A 16,615-nucleotide genomic window follows, 5' to 3' on the forward strand; every position below is an offset into this window, starting at 1 on the left:
AACTCAAGAAAAAATGTTAAGCCAACACCTAAATCTTTAATCCCAGAGGAGAAAATAAAAATATGCCTGAAATCCCTACTTCTAGAATTCGTACACTGAGGACTTGGGTTCCAGGAAAAAGATCATCAGAATTGATTGGTGAAGATGAAAATAAAAATAAAATCACTCTAATTGACCTAGCAAGTAATGACTATCTTGATCTTGCAAGACATCCATTATTAATAGAGGCAGCCAGACAAATTTTAGAAACTGATGGGATTGGTTCTGGAGGATCAAGATTTATTACCGGCAGTAGAAATATTCATCAAAAACTTGAAACAAAGCTTGGTGAATGGCTTAATCGTGAGATTGTACTGCTCTACCCGAGTGGCTTCCAAGCGAATCTGGCTGCAGTTTTAGCACTTGCTGATCGTCACACTCATATTATTTGTGATCGTCTGATACACCATTCTCTACTCGTTGGAGTCAAAGCGAGTGGAGCAAAGCTCTTTAGATTCAAACACAACAATTTATCTGAACTAGAAAAGCTTTTAAAAAAATCTAGACAAAACAATCCTCGAAAAAAACCTTTAGTAATTACTGAAAGCATTTTCAGCATGGAGGGTACAACAGCTCCCATAAAAGAAATTTCAAAGCTATGTATTGAATACGATTCAAAGTTATTGATAGATGAAGCTCACGCGTTTGGCGTCATGGGGTCAGAAGGAAGAGGTGAGTCATTTGGACTCAAAGAACCAATTTCAATTATCAGTGGGACTTTCGGTAAAGCCTTTGGAAGTGGAGGAGCATTTCTAGCAACAGATAAAATAACAGGAGAAAATCTCATCCAAAACTGTGGAGCATTTCGTTATACCACGGCATTAGCTCCTCCACTTTGTGCAAGTGCTTTAGCTGCATTAAATATAATTGAAAGCAACCCTTGCTGGGGGAGCCAACTGATAGAAAAATCAATAGTTTTAAGAGACAGATTGTCTCAAATTGGTTGGCAAAGACCTGCTGGTAAAGGCCCAATAATCTCCATAATTCTTGGTTCAGACAGATTAGCCATGGATTATCAAAAAAGACTAGAGGTGAAAGGCCTTCTAACTGTTGCAATCCGTCCACCAACTGTCCCTGAAGGTAAATCGAGACTAAGATTAGTGATCAGGCGAAATACTCCAGTTCAGGCCTTCGAAAGACTTATTGAAGTTCTTAAAAATAAATGAAAGAAATAATCGCTATGCATGGGTGGGCTGGTGATAGCAATCAATGGGCAAATTGGGTAAAGATATTTAAGTGTTGCGAATGGGAATGGCAAACTTGTGAACGCGGATACAAAGCTTTAAGTCCGCACACACCAAAATGGAATCACAACTCAAATACAGTCAACCTAAAAAGAGTTGCGATATGTCACTCTCTTGGTTCACATTTGATAGATAAACAAGTCTTACACTCAGCTACACACGTTGTATTAATCAATAGTTTTAGTCGTTTTATCCCAAGTGGTAAAGAGAATCGCCCTGTACAAATGGTACTCAATAAGATGATGAATACAATTAATACACCAAATGAAGCATCTATGTTAAGAAAATTTCATGTAAAAGCTTATAAACCGAATCACATAGATGCTAAGGCAATTGAATCCAATCTCATTAACATCTCAGAGATAGGGAGGGTGAGACTAAAAAATGATTTAATACGTTTGATTAATTCTACTTCTCTGCCAACTGGATTAAATACTCATGCCAACGTACTTATTGTTAATAGTGAAGAAGACTATATATTGGCTAATCAAACGAAAGTAAAGCTAGCTGAAGATTTAAAACAACACTTAGAGCTCTTACCGAAAACAATCAACCTTCAAGGCGAGGGGCATTCCATTACAAAAATTAAAAATATCAAAAAAATAAAACACTGGCTAGAATTTGATCATGCAAAAAACATGGTCTAGCCAAGTTAAGAAAAACTTTAATGACGCTGCATTAAGTTATGACGAATCAGCATCAATTCAAAAAAGTACTGCTTTAAAACTTGCAAAAATATGTTCTCATCATTCAATTAGACATGGACTATGGGTTGACCTTGGTTCTGGCACTGGACTACTTGCTAAATCATTAGAAGATATACATCCAAACCAATCTGTTTTGAGATTGGATAATTCTAAAAAGATGATTGATCAACATTCAGAAAAGAGTGTTAAACAACTTTGGGATTTAAATGATGGGTTACCTAAGTGGCCTAAAAAACCAAATTTATTAGCTTCAAGTTTTGTTTTACATTGGCTTGATAATCCACAAAAGAAACTTAAGGAATGGTTCAACTCTCTAAGCTTAAATGGATGGATTGCTTTAGCAATCCCAATCCAAGGAAGTTTTCCAGAATGGTATGAAGCTGCAGAAAAGGCAAATTTAACATGTACGGCTCTTGATTTACCATCATACGACTCACTGATTAGAGTCGTTCCGAGACAAAGTATTATATATGATAAAATTGAAGTTATTAAACAAACAGCTAAGAAGGCGACCTCTTTATTAAAACCGATTATCAAGGTCGGGGCCCAAAGTAGTCAGAAGGAACAACTAAGTGTTTCAGATTGGCGACATCTATTATCTTTTTGGCCAAATTCCAACCAAGATCAACAAGTAAGCCTTAGTTGGTCAATTCAATTTTTATTAATAAAGCGATGAGTGCTTTCTCAAAAAGAATTATTATTTGTGGTACAGATACAGATGTAGGTAAAACGATAGTTAGTAGTTTTTTCGTCCAAGGTCTTAAAGGTATCTACTGGAAACCCATTCAAAGTGGAACAGAGGAAGGTACAGATACCAAAACTGTTTGCAATCTCTTAAGTCTTGAACCTAACCGCTTTCTTTCTGAAAGATATAAATTCAAGGCTCCTGTCTCTCCACATTGGGCGGCCGAACAAGAGTCTGGTTTTATTGAACCAAGCAATTTAAAATTACCTTACTTAGATGAATTAATAATCATAGAGACTGCAGGTGGTTTAATGGTTCCTTTAAATCGAGATTGGCTACAAATAGACCAATTAAAGGTTTGGGGGGCTCCAATAATTCTTGTAGCCAGAACCGGTCTTGGTACTCTCAATCACACCTTGTTAAGTCTAGAAGCCTTGAAAAATAGAAATTTAGATGTATTAGGAATAGTATTAAACGGCCCTCCACATAAAGATAATCCTAAGACTCTAGAGCAATTTGGAGATACTAAAATTCTTGCAAGTCTTCCTATCTTTGACGAAGTCAACGCAAAAGTACTTTCACGAGAATGGAAAAGACAGCAATTAGACCACAAGCTTAAAAAATACATTCGAAATTAAATTTTTATTTTTTTCTTAATCAAAAGATTATTATGACTTCAATCAAGTTAAATGAAACAAGAGGGAAAACTAAATTGGATGAATGAGACAGAAAATTCAAATCAAACTATTCAGAATCCTCATATATGGCCACCATTCACACAACTTACATCCTCTAAGCCTCAATTATTGGTTGAGAAAGCCAAAGATGCCCTTTTACTTCCTAAAGACAGAACTCCAATAATTGATGGCATAAGTAGCTGGTGGGTCACTCTTCATGGTCATGCAAATGAATATATTGCTAAGGCTATCGCAACTCAAGCAGAACAATTAGAACAAATTATCTTTGCAGATTTCACTCATCCTCAAGCTGAGCTACTAGCTAATCGACTTAGTAAATTAACAGGTCTAGAAAAGTTATTCTTTTCAGATAATGGTTCTACAGCAGTAGAAGTAGCTTTAAAAATGGCTCGTCAATGGTGGAAAAATAAAGGGGACAATAGATCTCAAATCATTGCATTCGAAGGTGCCTACCATGGAGATACATTCGGAGCTATGGCAGTAGGCGAAAGAAATATATTTAGCGAACCTTTTGATCAAATGCTATTTCCTGTTAGCAGAGTCCCTTGGCCTGAAACATGGTGGGGCGATGAAGATTTTGAAAGACGCGAAAAGGAGGTTTTAGAAACTCTTGATCACCTCCTAAAAACACCAACTATTGCTGTAATTCTTGAGCCATTAGTGCAAGGAGCTGGAGGAATGCGAATGGTTCGTTCAGAATTTTTAGTAGAAGTCGAAAAAAGAATTCGCCATGCAAATTCTCTACTTATCACAGATGAAGTATTAACTGGCTTTGGAAGGTGTGGAGAACTATTTGCTTTTCAAAGAGCAGGTTTAAAGCCAGACCTTATATCACTCTCAAAAGGATTAACCGGTGGATTTCTTCCGATGGGAGTTACTATGTCAAGCAAAAGGATTTCCGAAGGTTTCCTTGGGGAAGATCCAAAGCAAACCTTTTGGCACGGTCATAGTTTCACGGCGAATCCATTAGGCTGCGCAGCTGCTAATGCCAGCTTAGATCTTTTAGAAAAATCCCCTCAAAAGTATTTAGATTTCGAATCACGTCACCTACCACATCTACAAAAAATAGTTAAAGATCCAAGAATTGAATGTCCTAGAATCACAGGAACCATTGCTGCTTTTAATATTAAAATGAAAGGTAATAAAGGGTATTTGAGTTCAGTTGGAAAAATAATGAAAGCAAGTGCATTGAGGGTTGGTGTTTTCATTAGGCCATTGGGAGATGTAGTTTATCTAATGCCACCACTATGTATCACAGACAAAGAATTAGAGAAATGCTATTATGGAATCCAAGAGGGCTTAAATTCTCTATCCTAAGATTTTTTCTTGTAAAGACTCTAATCACTTAATTATAAAATTATTTCTGAAAATTAAACTTACATTAACCAACTTGGAGTAAAATCCAAGTTTCCACCTCTTAACAAAGCAATAAAAACTCCTAAAGCCAGACTCAAAAAAATAGAGGTAATTAAAAGAAGAAGTGAAAACAATTCTCCACCTGATAACGGTCGCCTTACTCCTATCGATTTAGAAAACTGTACAGGTTTTATATTTGTTAAATAAGGTTCTTTATTCTGACTCATAAGATAATTGTCTTTCTCTATAGACAAGTCATAGTTTGCCCTTAGGACAGGATCACTTAATAAATCATAAGCCTCACAGACATTTTGAAATTGCCTTGTTGCTTCATCACTTGGGAAAGATGTCGTATCCGGGTGAAGCCGCTTACTTAATTGACGGAAAGCTTTTCTGAGCTCTGCATTATTAGCAGAGGGAGAAACACCCAGCAGTTCGTAACAATTAGAAGAAGGAGTCAACTAAAAAAAATATGATCTAATAATGTATAGATTTTATCTAAATATCTCAGGACTGACTATTTCAAAAACAATTAAAAATGTCTACTGATAAAAAACACAGAGCAGCAAATCATCTCATAATATGGGATGAGCTTAAATGGGTACCAAGTGAAAAACAATTAGCTCAATTCATCCATTTGCAAGAGTTACTGAAAGAATGGAATAAGAAGACCAACCTTACTCGTTTAGTCGATGGGGATGATTTCTGGACTGCACAAGTCTGCGATAGCTTGTTGCCACTCTATAAAGAACTTCAATATCCAGAAGTTTCTCATAAATATATTGATATTGGTTCTGGCTGTGGATTTCCTGGCATTGCTATAGCTATAGCAATGCCAAATTCAGATATTACTCTTTTAGATTCTTCAAGTAAAAAAACAACTTTTCTGAAAGAAGTGTCGAAAGAGATTGGATTGGATTCTCGTATAAAAGTAGTAACCGAACGTGCTGAGAAAGCAGGAAGGGATCCAACCTTTCGAAGTAATTTTGACTATGCCATTGCAAGAGCAGTTGCTTCTGCAAATGTAGTAGCAGAATATCTCGTGCCTTTTTTAAATACAACAGGTCAAGCGCTCATATTCAAAGGAGGCTGGAGTGAAACAGAGCAAGAAATACTAAAAAAAGCTTTAGCTGAACTGAATGCAGTGATCCAAAGAACACATGAATTTAAACTCCCTAACAATCGCGGTGTTAGAAATATTATTAGGATTAATTCTATTAATAAATGTCCCCATCAATACCCAAGATCAATTGGCAAACCCAAAAAACAGCCTTTAGGTTACTAAATCCCCCATAATCTGTCCCTTCTTTCTCCCCCTAATCTATCTTTCAATTTTCTCAGTACAAAAGGTATTTCAGAGCTCCACGGGCTATTAATCAACACTTTTTTCAAGTCATCCTCACTCACTTCACAATCCAAGCAATCTGCATTTTCCCCTGGGAACCAATGTCCTCCTCTCCCTAAAAGACCATAACGATCTTTAACGAAGCTTTCCATATTCCAAGCCTCTAATAAATTATTTAGCCATAACAAAATAGGTATATTAATCTCTCCTGGAGTTTGATCCCAACGGGGGAGTCCTATATTCCAAGTAGTCAACCATGACGCTCCAAGCGACTTATACGAGGCATTTATAAGTCGCTTTTCTATGGTATTAATTGCCCCTTGCATGGTCTCCATTTTAGAAATCGCACTTAAATGAATATCCAGATCTTCAGGGTTTGAGGCTCCAACACTTAATGTATGAATTCGTTTATCCCTCAAACAAAACAGATCATTAAATTCAATTGGATGCAAAGGACTACATAAATCTAAAAGTTTCAATGACGGTGTATGTAAATGGCCTCCTTTATCAGTAGGACTTATAATAAAAACGCCCATATCATTAGCATATGCGGCTTGCAAAGCTCTTTCGTTTTCCTGACGAATAAAATACCAATGCAAATTAACATAATCAAAAAATCCTGTTTCAATTGTTTTAATTATCAGGTCAACGTTTGCATGAGTTGAGAAGCCAACATGACCAATAAGACCATCTTTTTGCCAACGACGAACAATCTGTAGACATCCGTTAGGACGAATAGTCATATCTAAGTGCTCAGGTAGGTTGATACCATGAATAGCTAATAAATCAATTTTTTTGGAACCTAATCTACTCATACTTAACTCAAGTTCTTGCTCAAATATCACAGGATCATTATTTGGTGGGACTTTTGTTTGTAATATTCTTTTTGGGTCTTCGATTTGATCGGAGGCCCAGCCTATCTGGCGCTCTGATGTGCCATAATGACGAGCAGTTTCTATATGATGCATACCGTTTTTAGCGGCTTGGTTAATTATTTTTTGCAAGTTGTCTTGCTGTTGATTATTGATCTCTTTAGAATCTAAATCCTTCCAGCTTTGTTGAAAGCGCATCCCTCCCAGAGATAAGACTGGGATCTGAATCTCAGTTCGCCCAAATCTTCTTCTAGGAATTGAATTGTTTTTACTATATTTATTTCTTGCCACTTATATTTTTCAAATCAAGTAACAGGTGGTAACCCTAAATTCCTAAAATTATGATTTTTTATAACTTCCTTCAATTTAATTAAATCTTCAAAAGAAACCCAATCTATGCAATCAACTGGGCAGGTATCTATGGCCTCTTGTATTAATTCATGACTATCTCCATCTTGCCTAAAAGCTCTTGCTCTACCTTCTTCTGGCTCCATTGCAAAAGTGTTCGTAGCAACCGAGCTGCAGTATGTACAGCCAATACATTTTCTCTCATCAACCCAAACAGCTTTTTCCCTTAACTTCCCTCCCAGGGCAGGATCTCTACCACTAAGCTCGAAATCTTCATTATTAGCTGCTTCGAATGCAAGACTTGGATCATAAATACCATTTGAGGACTGATATTCAATAGACCTAGTTTCAAAAGCTGCTCTAGGATCAAAAGTCAATTTTCAAAAAAAATCTTAGGAATCCCAGCGTGTGACAACTAGTTCTATTGATCCATCTAAATTCTGTTTTTGCTCAGATAATTGAAATCCCTCTCTAATTGTTGAATTAAGAACAGTATTAAGAGCATAACGCTGAGTGACTTGAGCTAAAAATCTTTCGATTGGTATTGTTTGTTTCCAGAGATCAAGGTCAGTTACTAGTTCATATGATTTTGACCCTTCATTCCAACGAAATCCAATATCTGCACCCTTACTCATCTCAACAGTAATTTGAGCTTTAACTGTTTGACCTCTATAACCTCTAACCAAATTTTCACCTTCGTTAGGGATATAACCTAAATCAATAAGAGCTTGTTTTAGAAACTCTTTTTTACGAAGTTGGGTTTTTACAGTGCTGAAATGTGACATCAGTGGATTTCTGCAGAAATAGTCTGTTTTTGAACCTTTTCACGAAGAAAAGTATCAGAGGTTGGTTCTCTTCTCTCGACGGTACCTAAAGCATCCTCAAGCTTCTCAGTCAAATCGATACATGCTTCACCAACAAGACCCTCAACGGATTCTTCAACCCGTCCATCTTGTCGAATTTTAAAACGCAATGTTCGTTGTGGCATGAAAGATAGAGGCCCTAAGTCACGCATGATATAGAAAAAAACTCTAGAAACGCGAATTATTAATGACAACGAATTGTTTTTGTACCAAAAATTAAACCAATTGACCATCATCAATTAATGATTTTAATTTTTTTTGTACCTCTTGACTGTCCAATTGCTCCAAAGCTGTCCTTGCTTCATACCTGACAGAAGGTTCACGGTCATTCAATAAAACAGAAATGAAAGCCTCTACTATGTGGATTTTGATTTCCTCACTCAAATGGATGTAAAGGCGACCAAGAGACCAAATACAGTTACTCCTAACGATTGGTTCACCATCAATTTGCAAACTTTCAAGTAATTGATTTGCTGCTGGTAAAGAGCTTTCTAATGAATTAAGGCCAACCTCTGCTAAAGAACTGGATGCCCAAAGTCGAACAGCAGCAACATCTTTTTTTAATGCATTAATCAGAGGTTCTAGAACGGGGGCATTTGAATAATTTCCAAGACTCCAAGCAGTAGCTTTTCGCACATAAGCGTTACTATCGAACCTCAGTAAATGCAATAGAAGATCGATAGCTTGGGGACAAGGGTTTCTACCTAAAGCATAAACAGCACTCATCCTTACGACAGGAGAGGGTTCATCAAGTAAAGGTACTAACAATGGAAGAGCTCTGGAATCTCTATGTTCACAAAAGACTCTCAGGCCTTGAAGTCTTTCTTGATTTCCAGATTGAAGCCATTTCAATGCAATATCGCACTTTTTTGATGAATTCACTAAATCTTCATCAGTTTTATCTAGTTCAAGTTCATCTAAAGTATCTCCAGCTGACTGAGCAGCTAATTCTCTAGCCAAGAGATCAGGGTCTATGGCCAAGTTAGCCAAACCTTCTTTACTTAAATTTTGATTTGCATCATTCATAGCCCTGACTGAAGAAGAGCAAGATTAGTTAATTGGTGCTGGTGCAAGCATATCCCCAGGCAGCCATATCCGAGCGCTGACTGCAAATAAAGCGATACCAAAAAGAGCAACAATTAAAATAGGGAAGAGCGTTGTCCGTAAGAAACCCAAGATTGCAAGTGAATTAGAATTTCATTCTGCTCTAAATTTTGACCATTTGGCTATGAAGGGTCAAATTATTGAGTTATTAGTCTTGTTTTCTTGATTAAAAACGCACAACTCACAGCAATGGAGAGTGCAATCCAAGCGCTCCTCTCTTGGTGTAACAAGAAAGCTCCGATACTTACTAAGCCACCATAGAGAATTCCTGAGCCTAATAAAAAGCGAGATCCAAGCATTGAAAAAGAGTCAACTGGATCAATATTCAAAGTTTTCCTTATTTTTTTCCAACCAGGGCCTGGGGGTTTTACTTGTTTAACAAATTCATTTAGTGTCTCTTCTGACTCTGGCTTAGTAAAAAGCAAAGTTAGCAGCCAAATTACAGCTGAAAATGAAGTAGTAAATAAGAGTCTTTTTCCAAAATCTTCAATTATGAAATAAGGCGAAACTGAGGTAATTAATCCTATAAAAAAACCGCTCAACATTGCCGAAAGTTCCGCTAGAGCATTAACCCTCCACCAAAACCAACGAAGGACCAGAACAGCACCTGGACCTGTACCTATTGCAATAACAAGTCTAAACATTGAACCAATACTGTTACTAAATAAAGCCGTGAGGACTCCAATTAGAAGCAACAAAATACTTGCAATCTGGCCCATAAAAATCATTTCTCTAGGCCCAGCAGATGGCCTAACAAATCTTTTATACAGATCATGAGTAAGATAACTTGCCCCCCAATTGATTGAAGTACTTACGGTACTCATAAACGCAGCGACCAATGAAACCACTACTAATCCAAGTCCCACAGGTGGCAAATATTTGACAGCGAGGTTTGGATAACTTAATTCCCAGTCAGTTTGTTGAGGCAAGAGGACTAAACCAGCAAACCCAACTAAAATCCAAAGCCAACTGCGAATAAGATAATTAACAATTAAAAAAACTATTCCTGCCAAAGTTGCTTGTTTTTCATCTTTTGTGGCCAATAAACGTTGAATAAATTCCCCACCACCATCACTACGTCTAAAACTCCACCACTGCAAAGAAATAAAAGCGAAAAAAGTAGTAATACTTATTCCTGAGCTATCCAACCAATTGAAACCATTTTTATTGAATGTCCATGGAAATAAAGAAAGCAGCTCGGGTCGATCTAATGCCTCTAACTTTGTCAACAAATCCGTCATGCCACCTGAAGCATCAAGTGCGACAAAGCAAACAGCAAATGCACCTAAAATAGCGAATACTAGTTGTACAAAATCATTAACAACTACTGCCCAAAGCCCGCCTAGTACAGTATAAACAAGCAAAAATAAAGCAACTAAAGTCATTAAAAGCATCGTGTCAGTAAAGGGTCCAAATACAAGATGTCCATCTACTGCACCTAATGATTCAGCCACTTTACGCATTGCCAAGAAAGCATAACCAATCCCAATACAATTGATTGGAACTGAGAGTAAAAAAGCTTTTATACCTCTTAAGTAAGCTGCTGCACGCCCCCCATAACGTAATTCAGTAAAGGCTGCATCAGTCAATACTCCACTACGTCTCCACATTGGCGCGAATATAATTGTCATAGCAACATGTGCAAGGCCAAAACTCCACCACTCCCAGTTTCCCGCCAAGCCTCTAGTCCCAATAATACCGGCCACATAAAGAGGTGTGTCAATAGAAAACGTTGTTGCAGCCATAGACATACCTGCCAGCAATCCATTCAGACGACGACCAGCAACAAAATAGTCTGCTTCATTATGATTTTTCAGAGAGATATAAATTCCTAATATCAAGGAAAAGATCAAATAAACAAATAGAATAAACCAATCAATGAATGTCATAAGATCCCAAAAGAAATATGTATTTCATGCTTAATTAATTCTTATTTTATCGATTGTTTGCCTTCTTAATTGTCCACATGCCGCATCTTTATCTCTACCTCTACTTGCACGGACACTTACAGCAACTCCCCTATTCTCTAATAGCTCTCTAAAGGCATTAACTCTGAATTGGCTTGGTCGTTTAAAGTTCTCTTCAGCAATTGGATTATAAGCTATCAAATTAACATGGCTCTGAAAGCCTCTCATCAAATCAGCCAACTGCTCTGCATGAATATCTTTGTCATTTAAACCACCCAGAAGTATATACTCGAAACTTACTCGTCTACCAGTGAGTTCTATATATTTTTTACAGTCTTTCAATAACGAATCAATTGGATATGAACTCGCCGAGGGGATTATCAATTCACGTAACGTCTGATTAGGCGCATGAAGGCTGACTGCAAGAGTGAATTTAACTCTTCCTAAACGGTCTTGAGCTAATTTCGCTAAATCTGGAAGAGTATTAGGTATCCCAACAGTACTAACAGTTATCTTCCTCTGACCAATACCAATATCATTTGTAAGACATTCAATAGAGTCTAGAACATTCCGAATATTTAGGAGTGGCTCGCCCATGCCCATAAACACCACATGGGTCGGCCTCCTGTTCATTGTTTCTCTAACACTAATCACTTGATCAACTATCTCATTGACATTGAGAGATCTATTAAGCCCCCCCTTCCCAGTTGCACAAAATTTGCAACCCATAGGGCAGCCAATTTGACTTGAGACACAAACAGTAAGTCTTTTATCTGTTGGTATTCCTACTGTTTCTATAATCTCGCCATCAATAGTCCCCATTAATAATTTCAATGTCTCATCTTCGGCTACAACTCTATTGATTTCGTCCAGTCTTCCAATCCTAATTCCTTTACTTTCTAATGAATCTCGCCATTTTTTTGGAAGAACACTTATTGAATCTAAGCTTTTTGCTCCTCTTTGATATATCCATTCATGAATTTGCCTGCCACGAAAAGCCTTTTCACCTTCCTGACAGGCAAATTGTTGAAGATCTTCCGAACTTAAGCCAAGCAAGGATGCATTACTTAATAGTTTAGGAAGTTTTGTCACCAATTCATTAAGCCATGACCCAATTTAAATTCCAAAAGAACTAACGCAATAAAACCAATCATTGCCCATCTACCATTAACTCTTTCTGTATGTGTATGAAAGCCATAGCGAGGTAATTTACGCTTGGGTACTACAGGTGGATCAATCATCGATGGACTTTTAAGTGGAAGAACTAAATATTAGAAAGTTTGAAAGAGTAATGTAGAAAATTCATTTATTCATCTGAAAGCAGGCCTTCTTCTTGCAATCCCTCCAACGCAGCAGGATCTGGCATTTGGTCTTCAGGCGATTCATCATCGCCTGTTGGACGCGCAAATGCTGCAAAATTGCTCGTTGTAGGGTCAATTCCATGTCTACTTCTAGTTGCCTCTAAATCCTCTTCGCTTGGGTCAGCCAAAACAGAGGTATTCTTAGCGACTGGGGAAGAAGGCATATCAACAGTATAGTCAGGTCTAAGGTTTTGTATCCTTCGATAGCCAGCCGGATCTTCTGCAAGAATGTCTGGATGAGGACCTGCTTCAGCATTCAACTCTTCAACAAAGCCACTAAAACCTGTACCGGCAGGTATCAAACGACCAATAATAACATTTTCTTTAAGTCCACGAAGCCAATCAGACTTACCTTCAATAGCCGCTTCGGTAAGAACTCGAGTTGTTTCTTGGAATGAAGCCGCTGATATGAAACTATCGGTATTAAGCGATGCTTTTGTAATACCAAGTAATACAGGAGTGAATTCCGATGGAGCACCTCCAGTAATCGATATAGCCTGATTTGTATCTTCAACTTGCCTGAGTTCGATCAGCTCTCCAGGTAAAAATGTTGTATCTCCAGCATCTTCTATTCGCACTTTACTAGTCATCTGCCGAACTATAACTTCTATATGTTTATCGTCTATAGCTACCCCTTGAGATTTATAAACATTTTGCACTTCGCTTACCAGCCTATGCTGGAGCTTAGCTATAGCCTCTTGAGCTGCATCCATTAAAGGTTTTTTATCACGCAGGTCTATAAAGAAACATTCCAAAAGCTCATGTGGATTTACTGGGCCATCAGTCAAGAATTCACCAGCTACAACTTGTTGGCTATTTCTTACCATTACGTTACGACCTAACAAAATCGGGTACTCAGAAATCGCATCATTCTCCTCAATAATAGATACAACTAAGGAGTCATCGTCATCTCCTTCTTTAATTTCTACTGTTCCAGATTTTTTGCATAAAATAGCTGAATCCCTGGGTCTCCGAGCTTCGAGTAATTCTTCAATCCTCGGTAAACCTTGAACAATATCTCCTGTTTTTTGTCTTTCAAAAACCAACAAAGCCAAACCATCTCCTCTTTGTACCAGATCACCATCACGAACATGAAGGACTGAATCTGGTGAAACCATATAAGGTCTACCAAGACGCAACTTAACTTTCTTTCCATCTATATTTTCTATTTCACCACAAGCACCAATTGATTGATCTTTTGAAACTAAGTCTCCATCTACTACTCTTTGTCCTACTTTCAAAAGAGTAGTTCCTTTTGAATCGATTGTTATTGTATCTTCATCCCTTTCAACGATAAGTCGACGGACTGGATCTCCGTCAACAGCATCAGGGAGTTGAACAACTCCTTCCTGCTTACACAAGATCTGCGTTGTAGCTACAACGTCTCCAGCTACAACAATTTGAGCGTTTTCAATCTGTAATTCAGTGTGTGTTGATCCATGGCTAGAATCAGATGTCGTATCTCTTCTGACTAAAATACTTTCAAGTATTACTAATTTTAATCTATCACCAGTCTTTGAATTTAAGTCTTGTGTTACTTCTACGTCTACTGTCATCTGTGGCGTAGTGTCAAATGTCTCAAGCATCAGTTGAGTTTTCAACAACTCAATACCTTCAACAGATTTAATAAGTTCGCCATCCTTAAAAGCGAGTCTTTGAGATGCTTTTATACCTAGTGATGGGCCTTTAGGTTGTTTAACATGCTTTAATTCAGGTAATTGTGCCTGATCAGGAATCGTGAATTCCTCTACAGGTCTTAATAAAAGACCTTTACCTTCTGGTGTCTCAACTGATTGAACCATTACCATTGAATCAGTCTTAATCCCTTTTGCGATAGTTTCTCCGGGATTCACTATTTGCCCATCTCCTTCAAATCTATCAAGTGCTTTACTTTCTTTACAAAGTTTAAAAGTACCGCTTCTCACTATTATTTCTCTGAGAATATCATTTTTTTGAGTAACTGTAACTATTCCTGCAGTTTGACTAAAAATATCTTTAACAACTTCTGTCCCTGCCTCTATCCATTGGCGATCTTTAATCATTAACAATGAAATATCCTTATTGATTTCATGAGTCTCTTGAGGGATCCATAACAAAGTTCCCCCTTTACTTACCTCATAGCCATTCTTTGCAGAACGAGCTTTCTTAATTGTCAACCCAGGGGCATATTTAACAAGTCCACCTGTTTCAGTTTTAAAGCGATCATCTGATAACTCAGCTATTACCTCGTTATTCCCAATTTTGCTTCCAGGAATAGTATTCAGTCTATAACGAGTATTATCTTGGGCTTCAAGATGCCATATTTCGCCTGAGTGCGTTGACTCTTCAAGTAATTTAAAATCATTTAAAGTCATCGAAGTTGTGACTATTTGGACTTCTCTAGAGTCACCGATAGAATCTCTGAGTCTTACTTCACCTCCAAACTCACTTGCCTGACTCGCTTCAGCTAAAACTTGTCCCTCTTTTACAGAAACATTGCCAGTTACAACTGGCAATGCATTAGGAGGTAAATTATATACGTCTCCTGCTAGAACCCAAAGTCGACCGAGTCGTTGTGCTTTAAGAGTGATATTACCTTGCCTGTCTGTGACCTCTCTAGGTTGGATAATTGTTTCATACCTAACTTGTCCAGCCAAATCACAGATAACATCTTTAGTAGCTTTTTCAACACTTTTTTGTACAGTTCCACTGGCAATCTGAGCGACAGTAATATCCATATCAATATTTTGACCATTGTCTACAAAGAGTAGAGAACCAATAGGTATATCAATTTTTTGAGATTTGCCACCAGTTGTCGGAACAATACTTAGATTAAAATCAACCTCTGCTTGCTGAGCTTCAACACCATGTGGTGTTCTATAACCTCTTACTCGTGCCTTTGAACCAAATTCAACTTTTCCTGAAAGAGTGGAGCGAACCACACCAGTTTCTGCTGTTGAAACCCCACCAGTATGGAAAGTTCTCATAGTTAATTGGGTACCTGGCTCCCCAATAGATTGAGCAGCAACAATACCTACCGCTTCCCCTAAATCAACAAGTTGGTTATGCGCCAGCGCCCAACCATAACATTTACGACAAACTGATCTGGTCGCCTCACACGTAAGAGGAGATCTAACCCTCACACCTTGAATATGTGATTGTTCAAATTTCTTAGATAGCTGAGGATCAATTGGAGTATCTCTTTCAGCTAAAACTTCTTGGTCTGCATTAACTACTTGTTCAGAGGTCAAGCGTCCAACAAGCCTATTACCAAAGCTTCCATCTTCTGCACTAATTAAAATTGATCTCGTGGTACCACAATCCTCTTCTCGAACAATTACGTCTTGAGCGACGTCAACCAAGCGTCTAGTTAAATATCCAGAGTCAGCAGTTCTTAAAGCAGTATCAACAAGACCTTTACGAGCTCCATAAGAGGAAATAACATATTCAGTTACCGTTAGACCCTCTCTAAAATTAGTTCTTATGGGCAAGTCAATAATCTCTCCTTGAGGATTAGCCATTAATCCTCTCATCCCAACAAGCTGACGGACCTGAGACATATTTCCTCTGGCTCCTGAATTAGCCATCATCCATACTGAATTTAATGGATCGTTTTGATTGAAATTCTTTTTAACTGCATCAACTAATCTTTCATTGGTCTCAGTCCAAGTATCTATAACTTTTGTATGCCTCTCAACCTCAGTAATTTCTCCTAATCTATAGCATTCCTCTGTCGCTGTGATTAGCTCTTCGGCCTGACCGAGTAAATCCTGTTTTGCCTCTGGAACTTTTAAATCATCAACAGAAATTGAAACTGCCGCCTGGGTTGCATATCTAAAGCCAAGATCTTTCAAGTTATCTGCCATAGAAGCCGTTGCAGCTGTTCCATGATGCTTGAATGCCCATGCAACTAAATTTTTCAAAACTTTCTTATCAACTACTTTATTTCTAAAGGGAGGAGGAGTTTTAGAAAGTCTTTGGACTACTTTCATCTCTGCTGCTTTCTTTGCTTTAGAGCCTCTTTTTGCTTTTGATTTAGTAGAGGATTTACGAGTTTTAGGAGAGGAAGAAGTCATGACAAAAAGATACTATTCAAAAAAAAGTGGA

The 16,615-nt window shown here is 37.7% G+C and carries 16 protein-coding genes; 6 read left to right on the forward strand and 10 right to left on the reverse strand.

What is annotated here, in order from left to right; translation table 11 throughout:
- Positions 1-62 precede the first annotated feature (62 nt).
- From EW15_RS08510 to bioA, 5 genes are all read left to right on the forward strand, one after another.
- Positions 63-1,205: an aminotransferase class I/II-fold pyridoxal phosphate-dependent enzyme gene (locus EW15_RS08510; RefSeq protein ID WP_038654115.1), complete on the forward strand. Its 1,143-nt coding sequence runs from the start codon at positions 63-65 to the stop codon at positions 1,203-1,205.
- The gene (locus EW15_RS08515) at positions 1,202-1,930 is read left to right on the forward strand and encodes an alpha/beta hydrolase (protein ID WP_038654117.1); all 729 of its coding nucleotides are present in this window, start codon (positions 1,202-1,204) and stop codon (positions 1,928-1,930) included. Before EW15_RS08510 ends, EW15_RS08515 begins: the two co-directional genes overlap by 4 nt.
- Positions 1,911-2,666, forward strand: a complete 756-nt coding sequence (locus EW15_RS08520) for a methyltransferase domain-containing protein (protein WP_038654119.1) — start codon at positions 1,911-1,913, stop codon at positions 2,664-2,666. The genes EW15_RS08515 and EW15_RS08520 overlap by 20 nt, the downstream gene beginning before the upstream one ends.
- Positions 2,663-3,313: a dethiobiotin synthase gene (gene bioD / locus EW15_RS08525; protein ID WP_038655463.1), complete on the forward strand. Its 651-nt coding sequence runs from the start codon at positions 2,663-2,665 to the stop codon at positions 3,311-3,313. The genes EW15_RS08520 and bioD overlap by 4 nt, the downstream gene beginning before the upstream one ends.
- A 78-nt stretch (positions 3,314-3,391) precedes the next feature.
- On the forward strand, positions 3,392-4,690 hold the full coding sequence (gene bioA / locus EW15_RS08530; RefSeq protein ID WP_038655465.1) for an adenosylmethionine--8-amino-7-oxononanoate transaminase: 1,299 nt from the start codon (positions 3,392-3,394) through the stop codon (positions 4,688-4,690).
- 59 nt (positions 4,691-4,749) lie between these two features.
- On the opposite strand, the gene EW15_RS08535 is transcribed toward bioA, so the two are convergent.
- Positions 4,750-5,190, reverse strand: a complete 441-nt coding sequence (locus EW15_RS08535; protein WP_038654126.1) for a J domain-containing protein — start codon at positions 5,188-5,190, stop codon at positions 4,750-4,752.
- Positions 5,191-5,267: 77 nt separating this feature from the next.
- On the opposite strand from EW15_RS08535, the gene rsmG reads away from it, so the two are divergent.
- The gene (rsmG, locus tag EW15_RS08540) at positions 5,268-6,014 is read left to right on the forward strand and encodes a 16S rRNA (guanine(527)-N(7))-methyltransferase RsmG (RefSeq protein ID WP_038654134.1); all 747 of its coding nucleotides are present in this window, start codon (positions 5,268-5,270) and stop codon (positions 6,012-6,014) included.
- On the opposite strand, the gene EW15_RS08545 is transcribed toward rsmG, so the two are convergent.
- From EW15_RS08545 to EW15_RS08585, 9 genes are all read right to left on the reverse strand, one after another.
- Positions 6,011-7,237 (reverse strand): aldo/keto reductase, encoded by a 1,227-nt coding sequence (locus EW15_RS08545; protein WP_038654141.1) that lies wholly within the window; start codon positions 7,235-7,237, stop codon positions 6,011-6,013. The two genes, rsmG and EW15_RS08545, sit on opposite strands and share 4 nt — an antisense overlap.
- 14 nt (positions 7,238-7,251) lie before the next feature.
- Positions 7,252-7,671: a ferredoxin gene (locus EW15_RS08550; RefSeq protein ID WP_038654143.1), complete on the reverse strand. Its 420-nt coding sequence runs from the start codon at positions 7,669-7,671 to the stop codon at positions 7,252-7,254.
- A gap of 15 nt (positions 7,672-7,686) precedes the next feature.
- Complete coding sequence (locus EW15_RS08555) at positions 7,687-8,079, reverse strand: DUF1257 domain-containing protein (RefSeq protein ID WP_038654145.1); 393 nt, start codon at positions 8,077-8,079, stop codon at positions 7,687-7,689.
- On the reverse strand, positions 8,079-8,282 hold the full coding sequence (locus EW15_RS08560) for a DUF2997 domain-containing protein (protein ID WP_038655468.1): 204 nt from the start codon (positions 8,280-8,282) through the stop codon (positions 8,079-8,081). Before EW15_RS08560 ends, EW15_RS08555 begins: the two co-directional genes overlap by 1 nt.
- A gap of 91 nt (positions 8,283-8,373) precedes the next feature.
- On the reverse strand, positions 8,374-9,183 hold the full coding sequence (locus EW15_RS08565; RefSeq protein ID WP_038654147.1) for a HEAT repeat domain-containing protein: 810 nt from the start codon (positions 9,181-9,183) through the stop codon (positions 8,374-8,376).
- A gap of 215 nt (positions 9,184-9,398) precedes the next feature.
- On the reverse strand, positions 9,399-11,150 hold the full coding sequence (locus EW15_RS08570) for a sodium:solute symporter family protein (RefSeq protein WP_038654149.1): 1,752 nt from the start codon (positions 11,148-11,150) through the stop codon (positions 9,399-9,401).
- A 30-nt stretch (positions 11,151-11,180) separates the two neighbouring features.
- The gene (rlmN, locus tag EW15_RS08575; protein WP_038654150.1) at positions 11,181-12,260 is read right to left on the reverse strand and encodes a 23S rRNA (adenine(2503)-C(2))-methyltransferase RlmN; all 1,080 of its coding nucleotides are present in this window, start codon (positions 12,258-12,260) and stop codon (positions 11,181-11,183) included.
- Positions 12,257-12,409, reverse strand: a complete 153-nt coding sequence (locus tag EW15_RS08580) for a high light inducible protein (RefSeq protein ID WP_038654151.1) — start codon at positions 12,407-12,409, stop codon at positions 12,257-12,259. The genes rlmN and EW15_RS08580 overlap by 4 nt, the downstream gene beginning before the upstream one ends.
- Before the next feature lie 65 nt (positions 12,410-12,474).
- Positions 12,475-16,584, reverse strand: coding sequence for a DNA-directed RNA polymerase subunit beta' (locus EW15_RS08585; RefSeq protein WP_038654152.1), 4,110 nt, complete (start codon positions 16,582-16,584; stop codon positions 12,475-12,477).
- Positions 16,585-16,615 lie beyond the last annotated feature (31 nt).

It is taken from the genome of Prochlorococcus sp. MIT 0801 (assembly GCF_000757865.1).
Classification (GTDB): Bacteria; Cyanobacteriota; Cyanobacteriia; order PCC-6307; family Cyanobiaceae; genus Prochlorococcus_B.